This window comes from Sphingopyxis indica, assembly GCF_032879645.1.
In the GTDB taxonomy this organism is placed as follows: Bacteria; Pseudomonadota; Alphaproteobacteria; order Sphingomonadales; family Sphingomonadaceae; genus Sphingopyxis; species Sphingopyxis indica.
Genome location: NZ_CP076394.1, coordinates 2444927 through 2460686, shown reverse-complemented (window position 1 = coordinate 2460686; position 15760 = coordinate 2444927). Strand labels below are relative to the sequence as shown.

Sequence of the window (15760 nt, the reverse complement as noted above, 5' to 3'; positions counted from 1 at the left end):
TGTCCGCCGCATCGGCGGGACCGGAACGGGCGCGTAGCTCAGTGGTAGAGCACACCCTTCACACGGGTGGGGTCGCAAGTTCAATCCTTGCCGCGCCCACCATGATCCGGCCGAACCTCCGCCGAACGCGCCATTCATCGCCTATTCAATGCTTTTGCTTTAGGACCGGCGCCATGATCCGCACGCTGACCCTATCGCTTGCATCCGCCCTGCTGTTCGTCGGCCTGCCCGCGCAGGCGCGCGGCGATCGCGACCGCGAGCAGGACAATCTGCGCGCCGCAGCGGCCCAGGGACAGGTAATCCCGCTGGGCAGGCTGATCGCCGAGGTGCGCTCGCGCCCGCCCTATAACGACATGACCTATCTGGGCGGACCCCAGTTCGACGCCCGGCGCATGGTCTATGCGCTGAAATTCATGGACGGCAATCAGGTCGTCGTCGTCTATGTCGATGCGCGATCGGGGCGCATCGTCGGCCGCCGGCCCTGAGCCGCCGGCAGTCTTTTCTTCATCCTCGCAACCAGATTTTGCGATGGCCGTTCCGACTTGATAGAGCGAATATGAACGGATCGGCGGCGTCGCCGGTCATCGGTTGAAAGGCGCATGATGCGGATATTGATTGTCGAAGACGAGCCCACGCTGGGGCCGCAGCTCAAATCGACGCTCGAGGGGACGGGCTATGCCGTCGATCTCGCGACCGATGGCGAGGACGGTCATTTTCTCGGCTCGACCGAGGATTATGATGCGGCGATCCTCGATCTCGGTCTTCCCGAGGTCGACGGGCTGACCGTTCTCGACCGCTGGCGCAGGGAAAAGCGCAACTTCCCCGTCCTCGTCCTGACCGCGCGCGACAGCTGGTCGGACAAGGTCGCGGGCCTCGACGCGGGCGCCGACGACTATCTTGCCAAGCCGTTCCAGACCGAGGAACTGATCGCCCGCCTGCGCGCGCTGATCCGCCGCGCCTCGGGCAACGCGTCGAGCGAGCTGACCGCGGGACAGGTGCGCCTCGACACGCGATCGGGCCGGGTGACGCTCGCCGGCGAGCCGGTGAAGCTGACCGCGCAGGAATATAAACTGCTGTCCTACCTGCTCCACCATAAGGGCAAGGTCGTGTCGCGCACCGAGTTGATCGAACATATCTACGATCAGGACTTCGACCGCGATTCGAACACGATCGAGGTGTTCGTCACGCGCATCCGCAAGAAATTGGGCGCCGACATCATCACCACCATCCGCGGTCTCGGCTACCAGCTCGACGATCCGCAGGATTGAGCCGTCGCCGATGGCCGACGCTGACGACAGGGCGGATGCTGGCGATCGGCCGACGCAACATCCGGGGATATTGTCGCCGCGCATGACCGGCTCGCTTGCGCGGCGCATGATCGCCATCGCGGCGATCTGGATTTCGCTGCTGCTGATCGGCGGCGGCTTCGCACTCGACCGTGTGTTGACGGGCGCGATCACGCGCAACTTCGATGCAGGCCTCGAATATGTGCTGATCGCGATGATCCGCTCGTCGGAAATCGGCCCCGACGGCGAGGTGCGGCTGATCCAGCCGCTCGGCGACCAGCGCTTCCTCGAGCCCTATAGCGGCCTCTATTGGCAGATCAGCGGCGAGGGGCAGGAGCCTTACCCTTCGCGGTCGCTGTGGGAACGCCGCCTCGACACGTCGGACGAGCATAATGACGACGATATGCACGTCTATGACAGCAATCAGTTTCCCGACGAGGAATTGCGCGTCCTCGAACGCGACGTCGTCCTGCCGGGCAGCAAAACGCGGTGGCGGTTCCAGATCGCGGCGTCGCGCCAATCGCTCGACGAACAGGTCCGCGCGGTGCGCGCGACACTGATCCCCAGCCTCGGGATGCTGGGGCTCGGACTGATCGTTCTTGCAGCACTCCAGACCTTCTACGGCCTCTGGCCGCTGCGCCATATCCGGCGCGCGATCGCGGCGATGCGCGGCGGGCAGAACCGCCGTGTCGAGGCGCCACTGCCGCTCGAAGTGCAGCCGATGGTCGACGAACTCAACGCGCTGCTTGCGCATAACGAGAAGCAGGCGGAAGAGGCGCGCCTGCACGCCGGCAATCTCGCCCATGCGCTCAAGACCCCGCTGACCGTGCTCGTCAACAGTGCGACCGGCAACGACAGCCCGCTCGCCGAAACGGTGCGGCGCGAGGCGGCGACGATGCAGCGGCAGGTTGAGCATCATCTGGCGCGCGCACGCGCCGTCGGGCGGCGCGGCGCGGCGCAGGCGCGCGCCAATGTCCGCGACAGCGTCGACAGCGTCTCGCGCGCGGTCGCCGCGCTCTACCCCGACGTCCGGCTCGACGCGGCGGGCGACAAGGATCTTGTGGTCTGTGTCGAACGGCAGGATCTCGACGAACTCATCGGCAATCTGCTCGAAAATGCCGCCAAATATGGCGGCGGCAGCGTGTTCGTGACGATCGGGCGCGACGGGGCGATGGCCGAAATCCTGGTCGAGGACGACGGCCCAGGCATCTCCCCCGCCGACCGCACGCGCATCTTCGACCGCGGTGTGCGGCTCGACAGCGGCAAGCCGGGCACCGGCCTGGGCCTCGCGATCGTGCGCGACGTGGCGGAGATTTATGGCGGAAGCATTGCGCTCGAAGAGAGCGAGGATCTGGGCGGGTTGCTGGTAAGGCTCAAGCTGCCGGCGGGGTAGGAGGGAAGTCGCTGGTTGGATTGCCCTATCGGCGATCGACGCCTACCGAAGTGGTCGCGATTGCGGACCTAGATGTGTACCTTCGCTGCAAATTATGTGTCCGTCCTCCCAATAAACCCACATTTCCTCGTCGCCCCTGCGGTCGGTCAATGCCCAATCGGGACCGTCTTCGTATAGTGAATATGTTTGGAGACGATGGCCGGTCGAGAGTTCAAGGGAAAGCTCAGGGACGGTTCCAAAAAGCGAAAGCTCGATCGCAGTGGCTCCTGTGATTCGCCGAAAATGGGCGTCCCACAGCTCGCGATTGCCCCCGCTTCCGCAAACAATCGCCGCATCTTTTTCAATGCGCCAATCAAATTCCAATCCAACTGAGATCTCGCCCCATGGATGCCCAGTTGACCCGTCACTGCGCTTTCGAGCGGTGAGATTTCCAAACTCGCAGAAAATTGCCGATCCATCCCCCCGCCACACCTCAGCTAGCGGTAATCCGAGCAAAGCGACGCGCAAGCTATTGAACAGATCATTCATCGTCGAACTGGACCCCTGTTCACGCGTCTTGTCAACGATCGCAGACAATGCCTCGTGCAGCCTGGACGGCTTTGAATAGGGCGGCCTCATTTGCCGCCCCTACGCCGCCGTCACCTCCAGCCCGCGCTGCACCGCCGGGCGTGCCAGTCCGGCGTCGAGCCAGCGCTGGACGTGCGTAAAGCGGTCGAAGCCGACGATCTCGCGTGCTTCGTAAAAGCCGATCAGGTTGCGCACCCAGCCGAGCAGCGAAATGTCGGCGATACTGTAGTCGTTCCCCATCACCCACGCTCGGTCGGTCAGCCGCTCGTCGAGGACGCCAAGCAGCCGCGCCGATTCCTTGGCATATCGGTCGCGGGGGCGCTTGTCCGCATAGTCCTTGCCGGCGAATTTGTGAAAGAAGCCGAGCTGGCCGAACATCGGCCCGACCCCGCCCATCTGCCACATCACCCACTGGATCGTCTCGTATCGGGCATTCGGATCGGAGGACAGGAACCGGCCGCTCTTGTCGGCGAGATAAATCAGGATCGCGCCCGATTCGAACAGCGCGAGCGGCGCGCCGCTCGGCCCTTCGGGATCGTAGATCGCGGGAATCTTGCCATTGGGGTTTAGCGCGAGGAAGGCCGGATCGTGGCTTTCGCCCGCCATGATGTCGATGCGGTGTGGTTCATAGGAAAGCTCCGTTTCCTCGAGCATGATCCCGACCTTGACGCCGTTCGGGGTCGGCGCCGAAAAAAGCTGGAGCCGGTCGGGATATTGCGCCGGCCAGCGCGAAAAGACCGGATGGTCGGGGGTCATGCTTCGGTCTCCCGCTTGGCCTGCTCGTGGTGGCGGATCACCTCGTCGATGATGAAGCGCAGGAATTTTTCGCTGAACTCGGGGTCGAGATCGGCCTCGCGCGCGAGGTTGCGAAGCCGCTCGATCTGGCGCGCCTCGCGGTCGGGGTCGGCGGGGGGCAGGTCGATGCGCGCCTTGAGCTCGCCGACCGCCTTGGTCACCTTGAACCGCTCGGCGAGCATATAGACGAGCGCCGCGTCGATATTGTCGATGCTCTGGCGATAGCGGCTCAACTGGTCGTCCATGGGCGGTCTTGCTCCTCTCGTTCGCGGCACGCTTGGCACCGGCAGGGGGTGGGTGGCAAGGCGAAAGTCGTTGCAAAATCGTGACTGCGCGGCCAAGGCAGCGCACGACATGACTGCCGAAATCCATCAGCTTCATGGGCACAGCGCCCCCTCGCTCGACCCGATGATGGCGCTCGTCGCCGCCGACATGAACGAGGTGAATTCGGTCATTCTCGACCGGATGCAGTCCGAAATCCCGCTGATCCCCGAACTCGCCGGGCATCTGATCGCCGGCGGTGGCAAGCGGATGCGGCCGATGCTGACGCTCGCGAGTGCGCAGCTTCTCGACTATCCGGGGCGCCGGCACTGCAAGCTCGCCGCCGCGGTCGAGTTCATCCACACCGCGACCCTGCTCCACGACGATGTCGTCGACGGGTCGGACCTGCGCCGCGGCCGCAAGACCGCAAATATCATCTGGGGCAACAGCGCCTCGGTGCTCGTCGGCGACTTCCTCTTCGCGCGCTCGTTCGAGCTGATGGTCGAGGACGGATCGCTGAAGGTGCTCAAGATATTGAGCCACGCTTCGGCGGTGATCGCCGAGGGCGAGGTCAACCAGCTCTCGGCGCAGCGCCGCGTCGAAACGAGCGAGGATCAGTATCTGACGATCATCAACGCCAAGACCGCCGAGCTGTTCGCCGCCGCGAGCAAGATCGCCGCGGTGGTCGCCGAGCGCGACGAGGCGACCGAGGCGGCGCTCGACGCGTTCGGCCGCAACCTCGGCATCGCCTTCCAGCTCGTCGACGATGCGATCGACTATGTCTCGGACGCCGAAACGATGGGCAAGGGGGTCGGCGACGATTTCCGCGACGGCAAGGTCACCTTGCCCGTCATTCTCGCCTATGCGCGCGGCAGCGCCGAAGAGCGCGAGTTCTGGAAGCTCGCCATGGCGGGCCACCGCACCTCCGACGAGGATCTCGCCCGTGCGACCGACCTGCTGCGCAAGCATGATGCGATCGACGACACGCTCGCGCGCGCGCGCCACTATGGCCAGCGCGCCGTCGATGCGATCGGCACGTTCCGCGCCAGCCAGGCGCGGGCGGCGCTGACCGAAGCCGTCGCCTTCGCGGTTGCGCGCGCCTATTGAGGGGGAGACGAGGCGATGACGATGGGTCCGGCGGCCGAAAGCCCCGACGCCTATATCGCCGCGCTCTCGGGCTGGCAGCGCGACCGGTGCGAAATGATGCGTGCCACGATCATGGACGCCGCGCCGTTCGACGAAACGGTCAAATGGACCAATCTCGTCTTCATGGCGAATGGACCGTGCATCCTGATCCGCGCCGAGGAAGCGCGCGTGCTGCTCGGTTTCTGGCGCGGCAAGCGGCTGCGCGACCTTGATCCGCGGATCAAGGCGAGCGGCAAATATGAGCTTGGCAATCTGGTCCTGACCGAGAAGACCGAGTTGACGGCGGAGGAGGTGGCGCGCCTCGCCGCGGCGGCGCATCGCCTCAATGTCGAGCTGGGCAATCCCGCCGCGCGGACATGATGCGGGCCGACCTTCCGATCGACGCAGTGCTGCCCGACATTCTCGCAGCGCTGACGCTCCGCCCCAATGCCGTCGTCGTGGCTCCGCCGGGCGCGGGCAAGACGACGCGCATCGCACCCGCGATCCTCGACCAGCCCTGGTGCAAGGGCGCTGTGTGGCTGCTCTCGCCGCGCCGGCTTGCCGCGCGCGCCGCAGCCGAGCGCATCGCCGAGGAAATGGGCGAGGCGGTTGGCGGGCGCGTCGGCTATGCGACGCGGCTCGACAGCAAGCAGTCGGCGGCAACGCGGCTGCTCGTGATGACCCCCGGCCTGTTCCGCAACCGCATCCTGGCCGATCCGGAACTGACCGGCGTCACGGCGGTGCTGTTCGACGAGATTCACGAGCGCAGCCTCGATGGCGATTTCGCGCTCGCGCTCGCGATCGACGCGCAGCAGGGACTTCGCGACGACCTGCGCCTCGTCGCGATGTCGGCAACGCTTGACGGCGCGCGTTTCGGGGCGCTGCTCGGCGATGCGCCGCTGATCAGGAGCGAGGGCAAGAGCTGGCCGCTCGAGCTACGCCATATCGGGCGCCGCGCCGAAGACCGGCTCGAGGCGAGCGTGCTTGCAGCGGTGCGGCAGGCGCTCGCGGAAGAGTCCGAAGGCGACATGCTCGTCTTTCTGCCCGGCGCCGCCGACATCGAACGCGCGGCCGCGGCGGTTGAGGATGCGCGCCTGCCGCTCGCGGTTCACCGCCTGCACGGCCAGATCGACCCCGCGCAGCAGCGCAAGGCGCTCGTTCGCGATCCCGAGGGGCGGCGCAAGGTGATTCTCGCAACGAGCATCGCCGAAACCAGCCTGACGATCGACGGGGTGCGGATCGTGATCGACGCGGGGCTGGCGCGGCGCCCGCGCTTCGACAAGGCGGCGGGGATCGCGCGGCTCGTCACCGAGCGTGCGAGTCAGGCGTCGGCGACGCAGCGCGCCGGGCGCGCGGCGCGGCAGGGACCAGGGGTCGCGTACCGCCTGTGGGAAGCGGCCGCGACGGCGGGTATGCCGCCCTTCGATCCGCCCGAAATCCACGAAAACGACCTGATGCCCGTCGTGCTCGATTGCGCGAGCTGGGGCATCATCGACCCGCGCCAGTTGGGCTGGCTAGACCCGCCGTCGCCCGCTGCGATCGCCGAAGCCAAGTCGCGGCTCGTCGCGCTCGGAGCGCTCGGCGAGGACGGGCGGATCACCGCGCATGGCAAGGCGCTCGCCGCGGTGCCGCTGCCGGTGCCGCTCGCGCACATGCTGACCGAAGCCGCCCCGCTCGGCGAGGCCGAACTCGCGGCGCGGCTCGCCGTGCTGCTCACCGAGCCGGGCCTTGGCGGGCGCGGGGTCGACATCGAGGGGCGGCTGCTGCGCTGGCGCGGGTCGAAGGGCGATCGCAGCGAAGGGGCGTGGCGGCTCGCGCGGCGGCTTGCGGGTGTCGGCGAACGGCTGGCGCCGCGCGGCGACCAGGCGCCGAAGCGCTCGATCGGCGGATGGATCGCGACCGCCTGGCCCGATCGCGTCGCCCGCGCCCGCGCGGGGCAGCGCGGCGAATATCTGAGCGTCGGCGGACGCGCCTACCGGCTCGACCCCACCGACCCGCTCGCGGGCAGCGAATGGCTCGCCGTCGCCGATGCGCAGGGCCATGCGGCGGGGGTGCGCATCCTTGCCGCGGCCGCCATCGAACCCGAAGAGGTCGCGGCGATTTTCGCCGACCGGATCGTCGTTCACGCCGCGAGCCGCTACGACGCCGCAAGCGATCGCGTCGACCATCGCCGCGAACGCCGGCTCGGCGCGATCGCGCTGGCGAGCGGGCAGGCAGGGCGCGGCGAGGGCGTCGAGGACGATGTCGCGGTGCGGCTTGCGGCGGTGCGCGAAAAGGGGCTCGGATTGATCGGCTGGGGGCCGCAGGCGCTGGCGCTGCGCCAGCGTGCGTCCTTCGCCGGGCTCGATGCGCTTTCGCCCGGCGCGCTCGCCGACAGCCTCGATCTGTGGCTTGCGCCGCTGCTTGCGGACTGCCGCGGATTGCGCGACATTGCGGACCGCAAGCTGGTTGATGCGCTGACGGGGTTGCTCGACTGGCCTGCGCGGCAATTGCTCGAAAAGCTTGCCCCCGCCGAATATGCGAGCCCTGCGGGCAGCCGCCATCCGATCGACTATGGCGCCGAGGGCGGGCCGACCGTCAGCGTGCGCGCGCAGGAGATGTTCGGGCTGACGCGGCACCCGATGGTCGGCGAGCCGCCGGTGCCGCTCGTCATCGCGCTGACCTCGCCCGCGCACCGGCCGATCCAGACGACGCGCGACATTGCGGGCTTCTGGGGCGGCAGCTGGCACGACGTCGCGCGCGAGATGCGCGGGCGCTATCCGAAGCATCCGTGGCCCGACGATCCGGCGACCGCCCGGCCGACCCGGCTGACCAAGGCGGCGCAGGCGCGGCGCGATGCGCAATAGCTCTTTTCGGGGCTGCGGCTTGCCGCTAAGGCGGCGGAAACGGCTTCAACGCAGGATATTCAGATGAAAGCGCGGATTTTCCAGAAACCCAAAAACGCGATGCAGTCGGGCCGCGCCGGGACGCAGCGCTGGATGCTGGAATTCGCCCCCGCCGAGGCGCGCAAGGCCGATCCGCTGATGGGCTGGGCGGGCAGTGGCGACACGCGCCGCCAGCTGCGCCTCAGCTTCGCGAGCCGCGACGAAGCGCTCGCCTATGCGGCGCGCAACGGGATCGAGGCAGAGGTCGTGCCGACCCCCGAGCGCAAGCTCAAGATTCAGGCCTACGCCGACAATTTCCGTTGATCTCTCGTCGCCCCCGCCTTCGCGGGGGCGACGATCTCAATGTCAGGGCTTACTCCGCATCCGGCTGGAGCAGCCGGTGCAGGTGGACGACGACATATTTCATCTCGGCGTCGTCGACGGTGCGCTGCGCGGCGGCGCGCCAGGCCTTTTCGGCCGATTTATAGTCGGGATAGAGGCCGACGATGTCGAGGGCGGAGAGGTCCACGAAGTCGAGACCCTGCGGATCGCTGACGCGTCCGCCGAATACCAGGTGCAATTTGCTCATTGTCGCTTTCCTTGGCGTCATGCGCGGGATGAGGGGAGGTGGCGCCCCCTACCAGCGCTTCGCCGTAACGGCAAGCGGTGCTCTCGTGCGGCGCTTCGGTCCAAACAATCCGCTTCCCCGAGCCCTTCGACTGCGCTGGCGGGCGCTCAGGATAAACGTCGGCCTTTGGCCGAAGACGAGGGGCCTTTTCGAGCGAAGCGAGAAGCCTCGCAGTCGCTGCCTCGACTTCGCTCGGCGGAGCCCCTCGTCTTCGCTCGGGGAGATGGCTCATTTTCCGGTATGGGGGCGGTCAGTCGCGCTTGCCGCCCTTGGGAAGCAGCGATCCGACCAGCGCGCCGAGCGCGACCGCGCCCGCGACGAGCGCCATCGGCTGTTCCTGCGCAATGTCCTTGAGCTTGCTGTTCGCGCGCTTCGCCTGCACCTTGCCCTTGGCATAGGCGTCGCTCGCGCGCGCCTTGCCCTCTTCATAGGCGTGGCCGGCGGCTTCGCGCGCGGCTTCGGCCTGCTCGCGGCCCTTGCTCGCCAGTTCGCTCGTCGCGGTGCGCGCGCGGCCATAGCCTTCCTGGATGCGCGCGCGCGCCGCATCGGCGGTCGCTTTTGCATTTTCGGCCGCTTTCTCCGCAAGTTCGCTCGCTTTGGCGCGCGTTTCGCGAGCGGTTTCACTGAGGGGTTTCATCGTCGTCTTCCTCCATGTCGGGTTGGGCCTCGTCGGCCATCACATCGTCGCCGGGGCGCAGCCGGGCCATCGCGCGATCGGCAATCTCACCGAGCTTGCGGCCGATCCGCGGCGCCTGCTGCTTGATCGGCTCGCGAAACAGCCACGCCACCCCCGCCACCGCGGCCAGCGCGATCGGCAGGCGGTTCCTGCGGAACTGCTCGCGCACCGCATGTGCGCTGTCGTCGATCGCTTCCTGAACCTGGTTTCTGGCGCGTCCGGCAAGCGCGCTCGGTTTGAACGCTTCGCCCGCGATGCCGAGCTTGCGGCGAAGCTGGCTGCGCTGGAGCATCGAGCGCCGGGCGGCGTTGATGAGGCGCGTGCGCGAGGGCGGCATCATTCCTCCTCCCCGACTTCATGCGCCAGGTCTCGGCGCAATGCGGTGCGCAGGTCGCGCCAATGGTGCAGCGCCCGCCAAGCGGTAAAGGCGGCGAGCGCGATCAGCGCCCCAAAGACGATCAGCGTCGCCGCGAGCGGACCGACGCGCGGCGCGAGCACCATGATCGCCCCGAAGGCGATCGCCAGCATCGCGACGAGCAAGGCGCAGGCGGCGACGAAGCCCCAGCCCGCCGTCCATTTGATCGCGTGCCACGCGAGCGATCCCCGTGCCTCGAGCAGCGCCATTTCGGCCTGCGCCGTCGCCGACAGATTGACGACGACGTCGCGCACGATCGCGTCGAGCGGCTCGGGCGGCGGCGCCTCGGCGCGGCCTTCGGGCGCATAGCCGTGGCTGACGCGATCATAATCGCGCGGCGCGGGTTCGGGCGGGATGTCTTGGTCGGGAGCTGTCAAGGCCGGATCAGTCGTTCGACCCGCCCTTCAGCATCCGCGCGAGCACGAACCCGATCACCGCCGCAGCGCCGACCGCGACCGCCGGGCTCTTCTTGACGAAATCGCGGGTCGCGCCCGCCAGCTCGTCGAGGTCCTTCTGATCGAGGGTCGAGGCGAGGCCCGCCACCGTCGAGGCGGCCGAGCGCGCATAGTCGCCATATTGCTTGCCGAACTTGTCGTCGACCGTGCCGGCGCTGTCCTCGAGCATCTTGGCGAGGCTGCTCACCGCTTCGGCGGCCTTGTCCTTGCCGCGGGTCGCGGCTTCACGCGCCTTTGCCGAGGCCTGGTTCGCGAAATTGGTCGCATCGCCCTTCAGCGACGACGCCTTCTTCGACGCCTCGCTCTTGATCGTGTCGCGCGTCGCGGCGAGCTGATCGCGGATCGGATGCTCCTTGGCGGCCTTGGCCGCGGCCGGCTTGCGCGCCGGGGCTTTTTTGGTGGCGCCGGCCTTGGCCGGGGCGCGCGGCGTGGCTTTCTTGGCGGCGGGCGTAGCGGGAGTAGCGGCTTTGGCCATCGGGCGTCATCCTTCTTCTTATCCGGGCGCACGCGCGGCGGTCAGCCGGTCGTGCCGGTCCCTTTTCGGTCCTGTGTCAATATATAGCAAGGCGCGCAGAATGGTTCCATAGCGCCGCAAAATTCCTATGCGGCTTGCCTTGCCCGAAGGCCGCCGATAACAGGCTGGCGCCCTTCCATCCGTGCTAGCAGGACGAACTTCCATGACCGCCATCATCGACATTCACGGCCGCGAAATCCTCGACAGCCGCGGCAATCCGACGGTCGAGGTCGACGTGCTGCTCGAAGACGGCAGCTTCGGCCGCGCCGCCGTGCCCTCGGGCGCCTCGACCGGCGCGCACGAAGCGGTCGAACTGCGCGACGGCGACAAGGCGCGCTATCTGGGCAAGGGCGTGACCAAGGCGGTCGCTGCGGTGAACGGCGAAATCGCCGAAGCGCTGATCGGCCTCGACGCCGAGGACCAGCGCGAGATCGACATGGCGATGATCGACCTCGACGGCACGCCGAACAAGGGCCGGCTCGGCGCCAATGCGATCCTCGGCGTCAGCCTCGCCGCCGCAAAAGCAGCAGCCGACGCGCGCGGCCTGCCGCTCTACCGCTATGTCGGTGGGGTTTCCGCTCGAACCTTGCCCGTTCCGATGATGAACATCATCAACGGCGGCGAACATGCCGACAATCCGATCGACGTGCAGGAATTCATGGTGATGCCGGTCGGCGCGGGCAGTATCGCCGAGGCGGTGCGCTGGGGCAGCGAGATTTTCCACACGCTGAAAAAGGGCCTCGCGCAGAAGGGGCTCGCCACCGCGGTCGGCGACGAGGGCGGCTTCGCCCCCAACCTCGCCTCGACGCGCGACGCGCTCGACTTCATCGCCGCGTCGGTCGACCAGGCGGGTTTCAAGCTCGGCACCGATGTCGTGCTCGCGCTCGACTGCGCGGCGACCGAATTCTTCCGGGGCGGCAAATATGAAATCAGCGGCGAGGGGCTTTCGCTCAGCCCCGAACAGATGGCCGACTATCTGGCGGCGCTGGTCAAGGATTATCCGATAAAGTCGATCGAGGACGGGATGAGCGAGGATGATTTCGCGGGCTGGAAGGCGCTCACCGACCTGATCGGCGACAAGTGCCAGCTCGTCGGCGACGATCTGTTCGTCACCAATCCGCTGCGGCTCGAGCAGGGAATCAAGGACGGCCTCGCCAACTCGCTGCTCGTCAAGGTCAACCAGATCGGCACCCTGTCCGAAACGCTCGATGCGGTCGATATGGCGCACCGCGCGCGCTACACCGCCGTGATGTCGCACCGTTCGGGCGAGACCGAGGATTCGACGATCGCCGACCTTGCGGTCGCGACGAACTGCGGACAGATCAAGACCGGCAGCCTCGCGCGCTCCGACCGGCTCGCGAAGTACAACCAGCTGATCCGCATCGAGGAGGAGCTGGGCGACATGGCGCGCTATCCCGGAATGGCGATTTTCGGCTGATCTTCCGCGGCGACGGGTGCTATTCGATCTCGAACAGCACCATGTCGATCGTGAAGGAACCGTCGGGCTCGATCGCGAAATGGCGCGTGACATCCTCGCTCGCCTGTTGCTGGAGCGCGCGAATCGCGGCGGCGTGCGCCGACGGCGTTCGCATCCGCCGGGTCCAGTCGGCGAAGTCCATACGCAGGCGCCCGCGCGTGATCCCGTGCAGATCGAAACCCGCGCGCGCGAACATCGCCGTCCATTCGCCGACGCCATAGTCGCGGACGTGCGATCCGTCGCGCAGCAGCTCGACCGTCTGCAAATGGGTGTCGAGCGCCGCTGTGTGCGGGGCGACGATGTCGACGAAGATCGCGGGTGCCCCCGGTGCGAGCACGCGCCGCGCCTCGCGCAGTCCGGCCTCCGCATCGCGCCAATGATGCGCCGAAAAGCGGCAGGCGAGGAAATCGAAATGGCCGTCGGCAAAGGGCAGCGCTTCGGCGGCCGTCGTCTGTGTCGCGATATTGCCGATGCCGCGCCGCTTCGCTTCGGCGGCGACGGCGGCGAGCATGTCGGCGGAGAGGTCGCAGGCGACGACTGCGCCTGCGTGGGGCGCGATCGCATAGGCGACATGCCCGCCCCCGGCGCCGAGGTCGAGCGCGCGGGCGGGCGCGGCACTCGCGGCGCGCGCGGCGATCGTATCGAGGTCGGCGCCCGACGCATGGACGGCGCTGGCGACATAGGCATTGGCGGTCGCGCCGAATTGGCTGCGGACCAGATCATCGTGCGTGGCGGTCATCGTCATTATCTCCTTCGATGCCGTCCCTCCAGCCGATCAATTACCCTGTTACAATAGACATAATTATCCTGTTATAAATTGCATCATGCAGACCGCGGAGCAACGCAGACTATTGGGCGCCTTCGTGCGCGGACGGCGTGAGGCGATGACCCCCGTGGGGCCGCCGCGTCGTCGCCGGACGCCCGGGCTGCGCCGCGAGGATCTCGCCGATCTTGCGGGTATTGGAACGACGTGGCTCGCGTGGGTCGAACAGGGGCGCGACATCCGGCCGTCGGCGGCGATGCTCGCGCGGCTCGCCGATGCGCTGCACCTGTCGGGCGCCGAGCGCGACTATATGTTCGCGCTCGCGGACAGGCGCGACCCGGCTGCGCCGGTGGGGCCCGCGGCGGTGCAGGCGCCGCCGGCGATCGCGGCGGCGGTCGAGGCGCTGACCTGGCCCGCCTATGGCCTCGATCCCGCCTGGTATGTCTGCTGCGCGAACGGCGCGGCGCGGGCGCTGTTCGTCGGCCTGTTCGACGCCGGCGATCAGCCGAATCTGCTCGACTATGTGTTCACGCATCCGGCAGCCCGCGGCCTGCTGCCCGACTGGCGCGCGCGGGCGGCGCGCATCCTGTCGGAGTTCCGCCGCGATTTCGGGCGCGGGGTCACCGATCCGCGCGTTCATATGGTGGTCGACCGGCTTTGCGAAATCAGCGCCGAATTCGCGGTCGAATGGGACCGCCAGGCGGTCCTGCCGCACGAAGGCGGCGCGCGGCGCTTCGACCATCCGGCGCTCGGCGCGGTCGAATATGAGCAGCATACGCTCGCCGAAGTCGAGCGCGGCGACTTTCGCCTGATTTTCCTTGAACCGACAAGCGGTGGAAAATGTCGCAAGGCGCCTTGACGCCGCGAATCGCTTGTGATTCAAGGCGGCGATGACGCAGCGCCACAAAGTTCGGAAATCGGTGAATCGGGCCATCGGTCCCACCGTCGCGCTGCTCGCGGTGCTGGCGATGATCGGCTATATCATCTTCGGGCCGACCGGCCTTTATGCCTGGGGCGATTATCGCCAGTCGGTCGAGAAGAAGCGGGTCGTGCTGTCGAAGCTGACCAAGCGCGAGAACGAACTTCAGAACCGCGTCAACCTGCTCGACCGGCGGCGCGTCGACCCCGACCTTGCCGACGAATATGTTCGCGAGAAACTGGGCGTCATGCACCCCGACGAAATCGCCATCCCGATGGACGACAAGGAATAGAGTAATGCGTCACCCCCTCCTCTTCAGAGGAGGGGCGGCGAGACTTGCGAACTTGTTCGCTGGTCGCAGCGGGGTGGTGCTCGGCGTCTTGCGCGCTGCCGCGCGCCACCACCCCAGCCCCTCCTCTGAAGAGGAGGGGCTTAGGCAATGTTGCATACGTAACACCATCCTTCCGGCCGCCCAAGGGGGCGTTGCCAAGCGGGGCGGGGCGGTCCTATAGGGGCCATGCCGTAACGGCTAAACGCAAAGGAAAGCACCTTGGCCAAAGCACCCGCGCGCAAGACCGCCGCGCCAAAAAAACCTGCGTCCACTCCAGCTCCCAAATCGAACCGCGAGACCCCCCGCGAGCCCGCGCCCTATGCGGCGACTCCGCAAGAGCTCGAGACATTCTATCGCGAAATGCTGCTCATCCGCCGCTTCGAGGAAAAGGCGGGGCAGCTCTACGGCCTCGGCCTGATCGGCGGTTTCTGCCACCTCTATATCGGCCAGGAAGCGGTCGCCGTGGGCCTCCAGTCGGCGCTCGACGGCGAGCGTGACAGCGTGATCACCGGCTATCGCGACCACGGGCATATGCTCGCTTACGGCATCGACCCCAAGGTCATCATGGCCGAGCTGACCGGGCGTCAGGCGGGCATCTCGAAGGGCAAGGGCGGCTCGATGCACATGTTCAGCGTCGAGCATAAATTCTATGGCGGCCACGGCATCGTCGGGGCGCAGGTCGCGCTCGGCACCGGCCTCGCCTTCGCGCACAAATATCGCGGCGACGGCGGGGTCGCCATGGCCTATTTCGGCGACGGCGCCGCGAACCAGGGCCAGGTCTATGAAAGCTTCAACATGGCCGAGCTGTGGAAGCTGCCGATCATCTTCGTGATCGAGAACAACCAATATGCGATGGGCACTTCGGTCAATCGCTCGTCGGCCGAGGACCAGCTCTATCGCCGCGGCGAGAGCTTCCGCATCCCCGGCATGCAGGTCGACGGCATGGACGTGCTCGCGGTGCGCGGCGCGGCCGAGGCGGCGCTCGAATGGGTGCGCGCGGGCAAGGGGCCGATCCTGCTCGAGCTCAAGACCTATCGCTATCGTGGTCATTCGATGTCCGATCCGGCCAAATATCGCAGCCGCGAGGAGGTGCAGGCGGTGCGCGACAAGTCCGATGCGATCGAGCATCTCAAGAAGCTGATGCTCGACGCGGGAATGACCGAGGACGCGATCAAGGCGATCGACAAGGACATCCGCCAGGTGGTGAGCGACGCGGCCGACTTCGCCGAAAGCGCGCCCGAACCCGAACTTGCCGAACTTTATACCGACGTGCTGGTGGAGCAATATTGAG

At 67.2% G+C, this 15760-nt stretch carries 20 protein-coding genes and 1 tRNA gene; 12 read left to right on the top strand and 9 right to left on the bottom strand.

Going from position 1 to position 15760, the window contains the following annotated elements:
* Positions 1–27 precede the first annotated feature (27 nt).
* The 4 genes from KNJ79_RS11745 to KNJ79_RS11730 all read left to right on the top strand — a co-directional run bounded on the left by KNJ79_RS11745 (position 28) and on the right by KNJ79_RS11730 (position 2679).
* Positions 28–102: transfer RNA gene (locus tag KNJ79_RS11745), tRNA-Val, on the top strand.
* Between the two features lie 71 nt (positions 103–173).
* Positions 174–485, top strand: a complete 312-nt coding sequence (locus KNJ79_RS11740) for a hypothetical protein (RefSeq protein WP_089217492.1) — start codon at positions 174–176, stop codon at positions 483–485.
* A gap of 117 nt (positions 486–602) precedes the next feature.
* A complete protein-coding gene (locus tag KNJ79_RS11735) occupies positions 603–1268 on the top strand; it encodes a response regulator transcription factor (RefSeq protein ID WP_089217502.1) in 666 nt (221 codons plus the stop codon).
* Positions 1269–1374: 106 nt separating this feature from the next.
* Positions 1375–2679 carry a sensor histidine kinase gene (locus tag KNJ79_RS11730; RefSeq protein WP_394357178.1) on the top strand — a complete coding sequence of 435 codons (1305 nt, stop codon included), beginning with the start codon at positions 1375–1377 and terminating at the stop codon, positions 2677–2679.
* 42 nt (positions 2680–2721) lie between these two features.
* Here KNJ79_RS11730 and KNJ79_RS11725 read toward each other — a convergent pair whose 3' ends face one another.
* The 3 genes from KNJ79_RS11725 to KNJ79_RS11715 form a co-directional block, all read right to left on the bottom strand.
* Complete coding sequence (locus KNJ79_RS11725; RefSeq protein ID WP_317151189.1) at positions 2722–3207, bottom strand: hypothetical protein; 486 nt, start codon at positions 3205–3207, stop codon at positions 2722–2724.
* Positions 3208–3306: 99 nt separating this feature from the next.
* The gene (locus tag KNJ79_RS11720; RefSeq protein ID WP_317151188.1) at positions 3307–4002 is read right to left on the bottom strand and encodes a glutathione S-transferase N-terminal domain-containing protein; all 696 of its coding nucleotides are present in this window, start codon (positions 4000–4002) and stop codon (positions 3307–3309) included.
* Positions 3999–4286, bottom strand: a complete 288-nt coding sequence (locus KNJ79_RS11715; RefSeq protein ID WP_089217490.1) for a chorismate mutase — start codon at positions 4284–4286, stop codon at positions 3999–4001. Before KNJ79_RS11715 ends, KNJ79_RS11720 begins: the two co-directional genes overlap by 4 nt.
* Positions 4287–4395: 109 nt before the next feature.
* Here KNJ79_RS11715 and KNJ79_RS11710 point away from each other — a divergent pair, with 109 nt between their 5' ends.
* The 4 genes from KNJ79_RS11710 (at position 4396) to KNJ79_RS11695 (ending at position 8615) form a co-directional block, all read left to right on the top strand.
* A complete protein-coding gene (locus KNJ79_RS11710) occupies positions 4396–5409 on the top strand; it encodes a polyprenyl synthetase family protein (RefSeq protein ID WP_317151187.1) in 1014 nt (337 codons plus the stop codon).
* Between the two features lie 15 nt (positions 5410–5424).
* Positions 5425–5808 (top strand): DUF1801 domain-containing protein, encoded by a 384-nt coding sequence (locus KNJ79_RS11705; protein WP_317151186.1) that lies wholly within the window; start codon positions 5425–5427, stop codon positions 5806–5808.
* Positions 5805–8273: an ATP-dependent helicase HrpB gene (gene hrpB / locus KNJ79_RS11700; RefSeq protein ID WP_317151185.1), complete on the top strand. Its 2469-nt coding sequence runs from the start codon at positions 5805–5807 to the stop codon at positions 8271–8273. Before KNJ79_RS11705 ends, hrpB begins: the two co-directional genes overlap by 4 nt.
* A 63-nt stretch (positions 8274–8336) precedes the next feature.
* Entirely contained in the window at positions 8337–8615 is a 279-nt protein-coding gene (locus KNJ79_RS11695) for an ETC complex I subunit (protein WP_089217488.1), read from the top strand.
* A 49-nt stretch (positions 8616–8664) separates the two neighbouring features.
* On the opposite strand, the gene KNJ79_RS11690 is transcribed toward KNJ79_RS11695, so the two are convergent.
* From KNJ79_RS11690 to KNJ79_RS11670, 5 genes are all read right to left on the bottom strand, one after another.
* Complete coding sequence (locus tag KNJ79_RS11690; protein ID WP_089217487.1) at positions 8665–8880, bottom strand: DUF4170 domain-containing protein; 216 nt, start codon at positions 8878–8880, stop codon at positions 8665–8667.
* A 289-nt stretch (positions 8881–9169) separates the two neighbouring features.
* On the bottom strand, positions 9170–9556 hold the full coding sequence (locus KNJ79_RS11685; RefSeq protein WP_089217486.1) for a hypothetical protein: 387 nt from the start codon (positions 9554–9556) through the stop codon (positions 9170–9172).
* Positions 9540–9935 (bottom strand): hypothetical protein, encoded by a 396-nt coding sequence (locus KNJ79_RS11680; RefSeq protein WP_245836960.1) that lies wholly within the window; start codon positions 9933–9935, stop codon positions 9540–9542. The genes KNJ79_RS11685 and KNJ79_RS11680 overlap by 17 nt, the downstream gene beginning before the upstream one ends.
* Positions 9932–10387, bottom strand: coding sequence for a phage holin family protein (locus tag KNJ79_RS11675; protein WP_089217485.1), 456 nt, complete (start codon positions 10385–10387; stop codon positions 9932–9934). The genes KNJ79_RS11680 and KNJ79_RS11675 overlap by 4 nt, the downstream gene beginning before the upstream one ends.
* A gap of 7 nt (positions 10388–10394) precedes the next feature.
* Positions 10395–10940, bottom strand: a complete 546-nt coding sequence (locus tag KNJ79_RS11670; RefSeq protein ID WP_089217484.1) for a hypothetical protein — start codon at positions 10938–10940, stop codon at positions 10395–10397.
* Positions 10941–11142: 202 nt separating this feature from the next.
* Between KNJ79_RS11670 and eno the strand changes: the two genes are divergently transcribed.
* Positions 11143–12417: a phosphopyruvate hydratase gene (eno, locus tag KNJ79_RS11665; protein WP_317151184.1), complete on the top strand. Its 1275-nt coding sequence runs from the start codon at positions 11143–11145 to the stop codon at positions 12415–12417.
* A 19-nt stretch (positions 12418–12436) separates the two neighbouring features.
* Here the strand turns inward: eno and KNJ79_RS11660 are convergent, their stop codons facing one another.
* A complete protein-coding gene (locus tag KNJ79_RS11660; protein ID WP_317151183.1) occupies positions 12437–13195 on the bottom strand; it encodes a class I SAM-dependent methyltransferase in 759 nt (252 codons plus the stop codon).
* 145 nt (positions 13196–13340) lie between these two features.
* On the opposite strand from KNJ79_RS11660, the gene KNJ79_RS11655 reads away from it, so the two are divergent.
* From KNJ79_RS11655 to pdhA, 3 genes are all read left to right on the top strand, one after another.
* On the top strand, positions 13341–14078 hold the full coding sequence (locus KNJ79_RS11655) for a helix-turn-helix transcriptional regulator (RefSeq protein ID WP_212541954.1): 738 nt from the start codon (positions 13341–13343) through the stop codon (positions 14076–14078).
* Between the two features lie 31 nt (positions 14079–14109).
* Entirely contained in the window at positions 14110–14430 is a 321-nt protein-coding gene (locus KNJ79_RS11650; protein ID WP_317151182.1) for an FtsB family cell division protein, read from the top strand.
* Positions 14431–14688: 258 nt separating this feature from the next.
* Positions 14689–15759: a pyruvate dehydrogenase (acetyl-transferring) E1 component subunit alpha gene (gene pdhA, locus KNJ79_RS11645; protein ID WP_089217480.1), complete on the top strand. Its 1071-nt coding sequence runs from the start codon at positions 14689–14691 to the stop codon at positions 15757–15759.
* The last annotated feature ends 1 nt before the right edge of the window (position 15760 follow it).

Excerpts from the sequence above, each read along its gene's own strand:
- KNJ79_RS11740 (WP_089217492.1), top strand. The coding sequence starts at position 174 with ATGATCCGCACGCTGACCCTATCGCTTGCATCCGCCCTGCTGTTCGTC.
- KNJ79_RS11735 (WP_089217502.1), top strand. The coding sequence starts at position 603 with ATGCGGATATTGATTGTCGAAGACGAGCCCACGCTGGGGCCGCAGCTC.
- KNJ79_RS11730 (WP_394357178.1), top strand. The coding sequence starts at position 1,375 with ATGATCGCCATCGCGGCGATCTGGATTTCGCTGCTGCTGATCGGCGGC.
- KNJ79_RS11725 (WP_317151189.1), bottom strand. The coding sequence starts at position 3,207 with ATGAATGATCTGTTCAATAGCTTGCGCGTCGCTTTGCTCGGATTACCG.
- KNJ79_RS11720 (WP_317151188.1), bottom strand. The coding sequence starts at position 4,002 with ATGACCCCCGACCATCCGGTCTTTTCGCGCTGGCCGGCGCAATATCCC.
- KNJ79_RS11715 (WP_089217490.1), bottom strand. The coding sequence starts at position 4,286 with ATGGACGACCAGTTGAGCCGCTATCGCCAGAGCATCGACAATATCGAC.
- KNJ79_RS11710 (WP_317151187.1), top strand. The coding sequence starts at position 4,396 with ATGACTGCCGAAATCCATCAGCTTCATGGGCACAGCGCCCCCTCGCTC.
- KNJ79_RS11705 (WP_317151186.1), top strand. The coding sequence starts at position 5,425 with ATGACGATGGGTCCGGCGGCCGAAAGCCCCGACGCCTATATCGCCGCG.
- hrpB (WP_317151185.1), top strand. The coding sequence starts at position 5,805 with ATGATGCGGGCCGACCTTCCGATCGACGCAGTGCTGCCCGACATTCTC.
- KNJ79_RS11695 (WP_089217488.1), top strand. The coding sequence starts at position 8,337 with ATGAAAGCGCGGATTTTCCAGAAACCCAAAAACGCGATGCAGTCGGGC.
- KNJ79_RS11690 (WP_089217487.1), bottom strand. The coding sequence starts at position 8,880 with ATGAGCAAATTGCACCTGGTATTCGGCGGACGCGTCAGCGATCCGCAG.
- KNJ79_RS11685 (WP_089217486.1), bottom strand. The coding sequence starts at position 9,556 with ATGAAACCCCTCAGTGAAACCGCTCGCGAAACGCGCGCCAAAGCGAGC.
- KNJ79_RS11680 (WP_245836960.1), bottom strand. The coding sequence starts at position 9,935 with ATGATGCCGCCCTCGCGCACGCGCCTCATCAACGCCGCCCGGCGCTCG.
- KNJ79_RS11670 (WP_089217484.1), bottom strand. The coding sequence starts at position 10,940 with ATGGCCAAAGCCGCTACTCCCGCTACGCCCGCCGCCAAGAAAGCCACG.
- eno (WP_317151184.1), top strand. The coding sequence starts at position 11,143 with ATGACCGCCATCATCGACATTCACGGCCGCGAAATCCTCGACAGCCGC.
- KNJ79_RS11660 (WP_317151183.1), bottom strand. The coding sequence starts at position 13,195 with ATGACCGCCACGCACGATGATCTGGTCCGCAGCCAATTCGGCGCGACC.
- KNJ79_RS11655 (WP_212541954.1), top strand. The coding sequence starts at position 13,341 with ATGACCCCCGTGGGGCCGCCGCGTCGTCGCCGGACGCCCGGGCTGCGC.
- KNJ79_RS11650 (WP_317151182.1), top strand. The coding sequence starts at position 14,110 with ATGACGCAGCGCCACAAAGTTCGGAAATCGGTGAATCGGGCCATCGGT.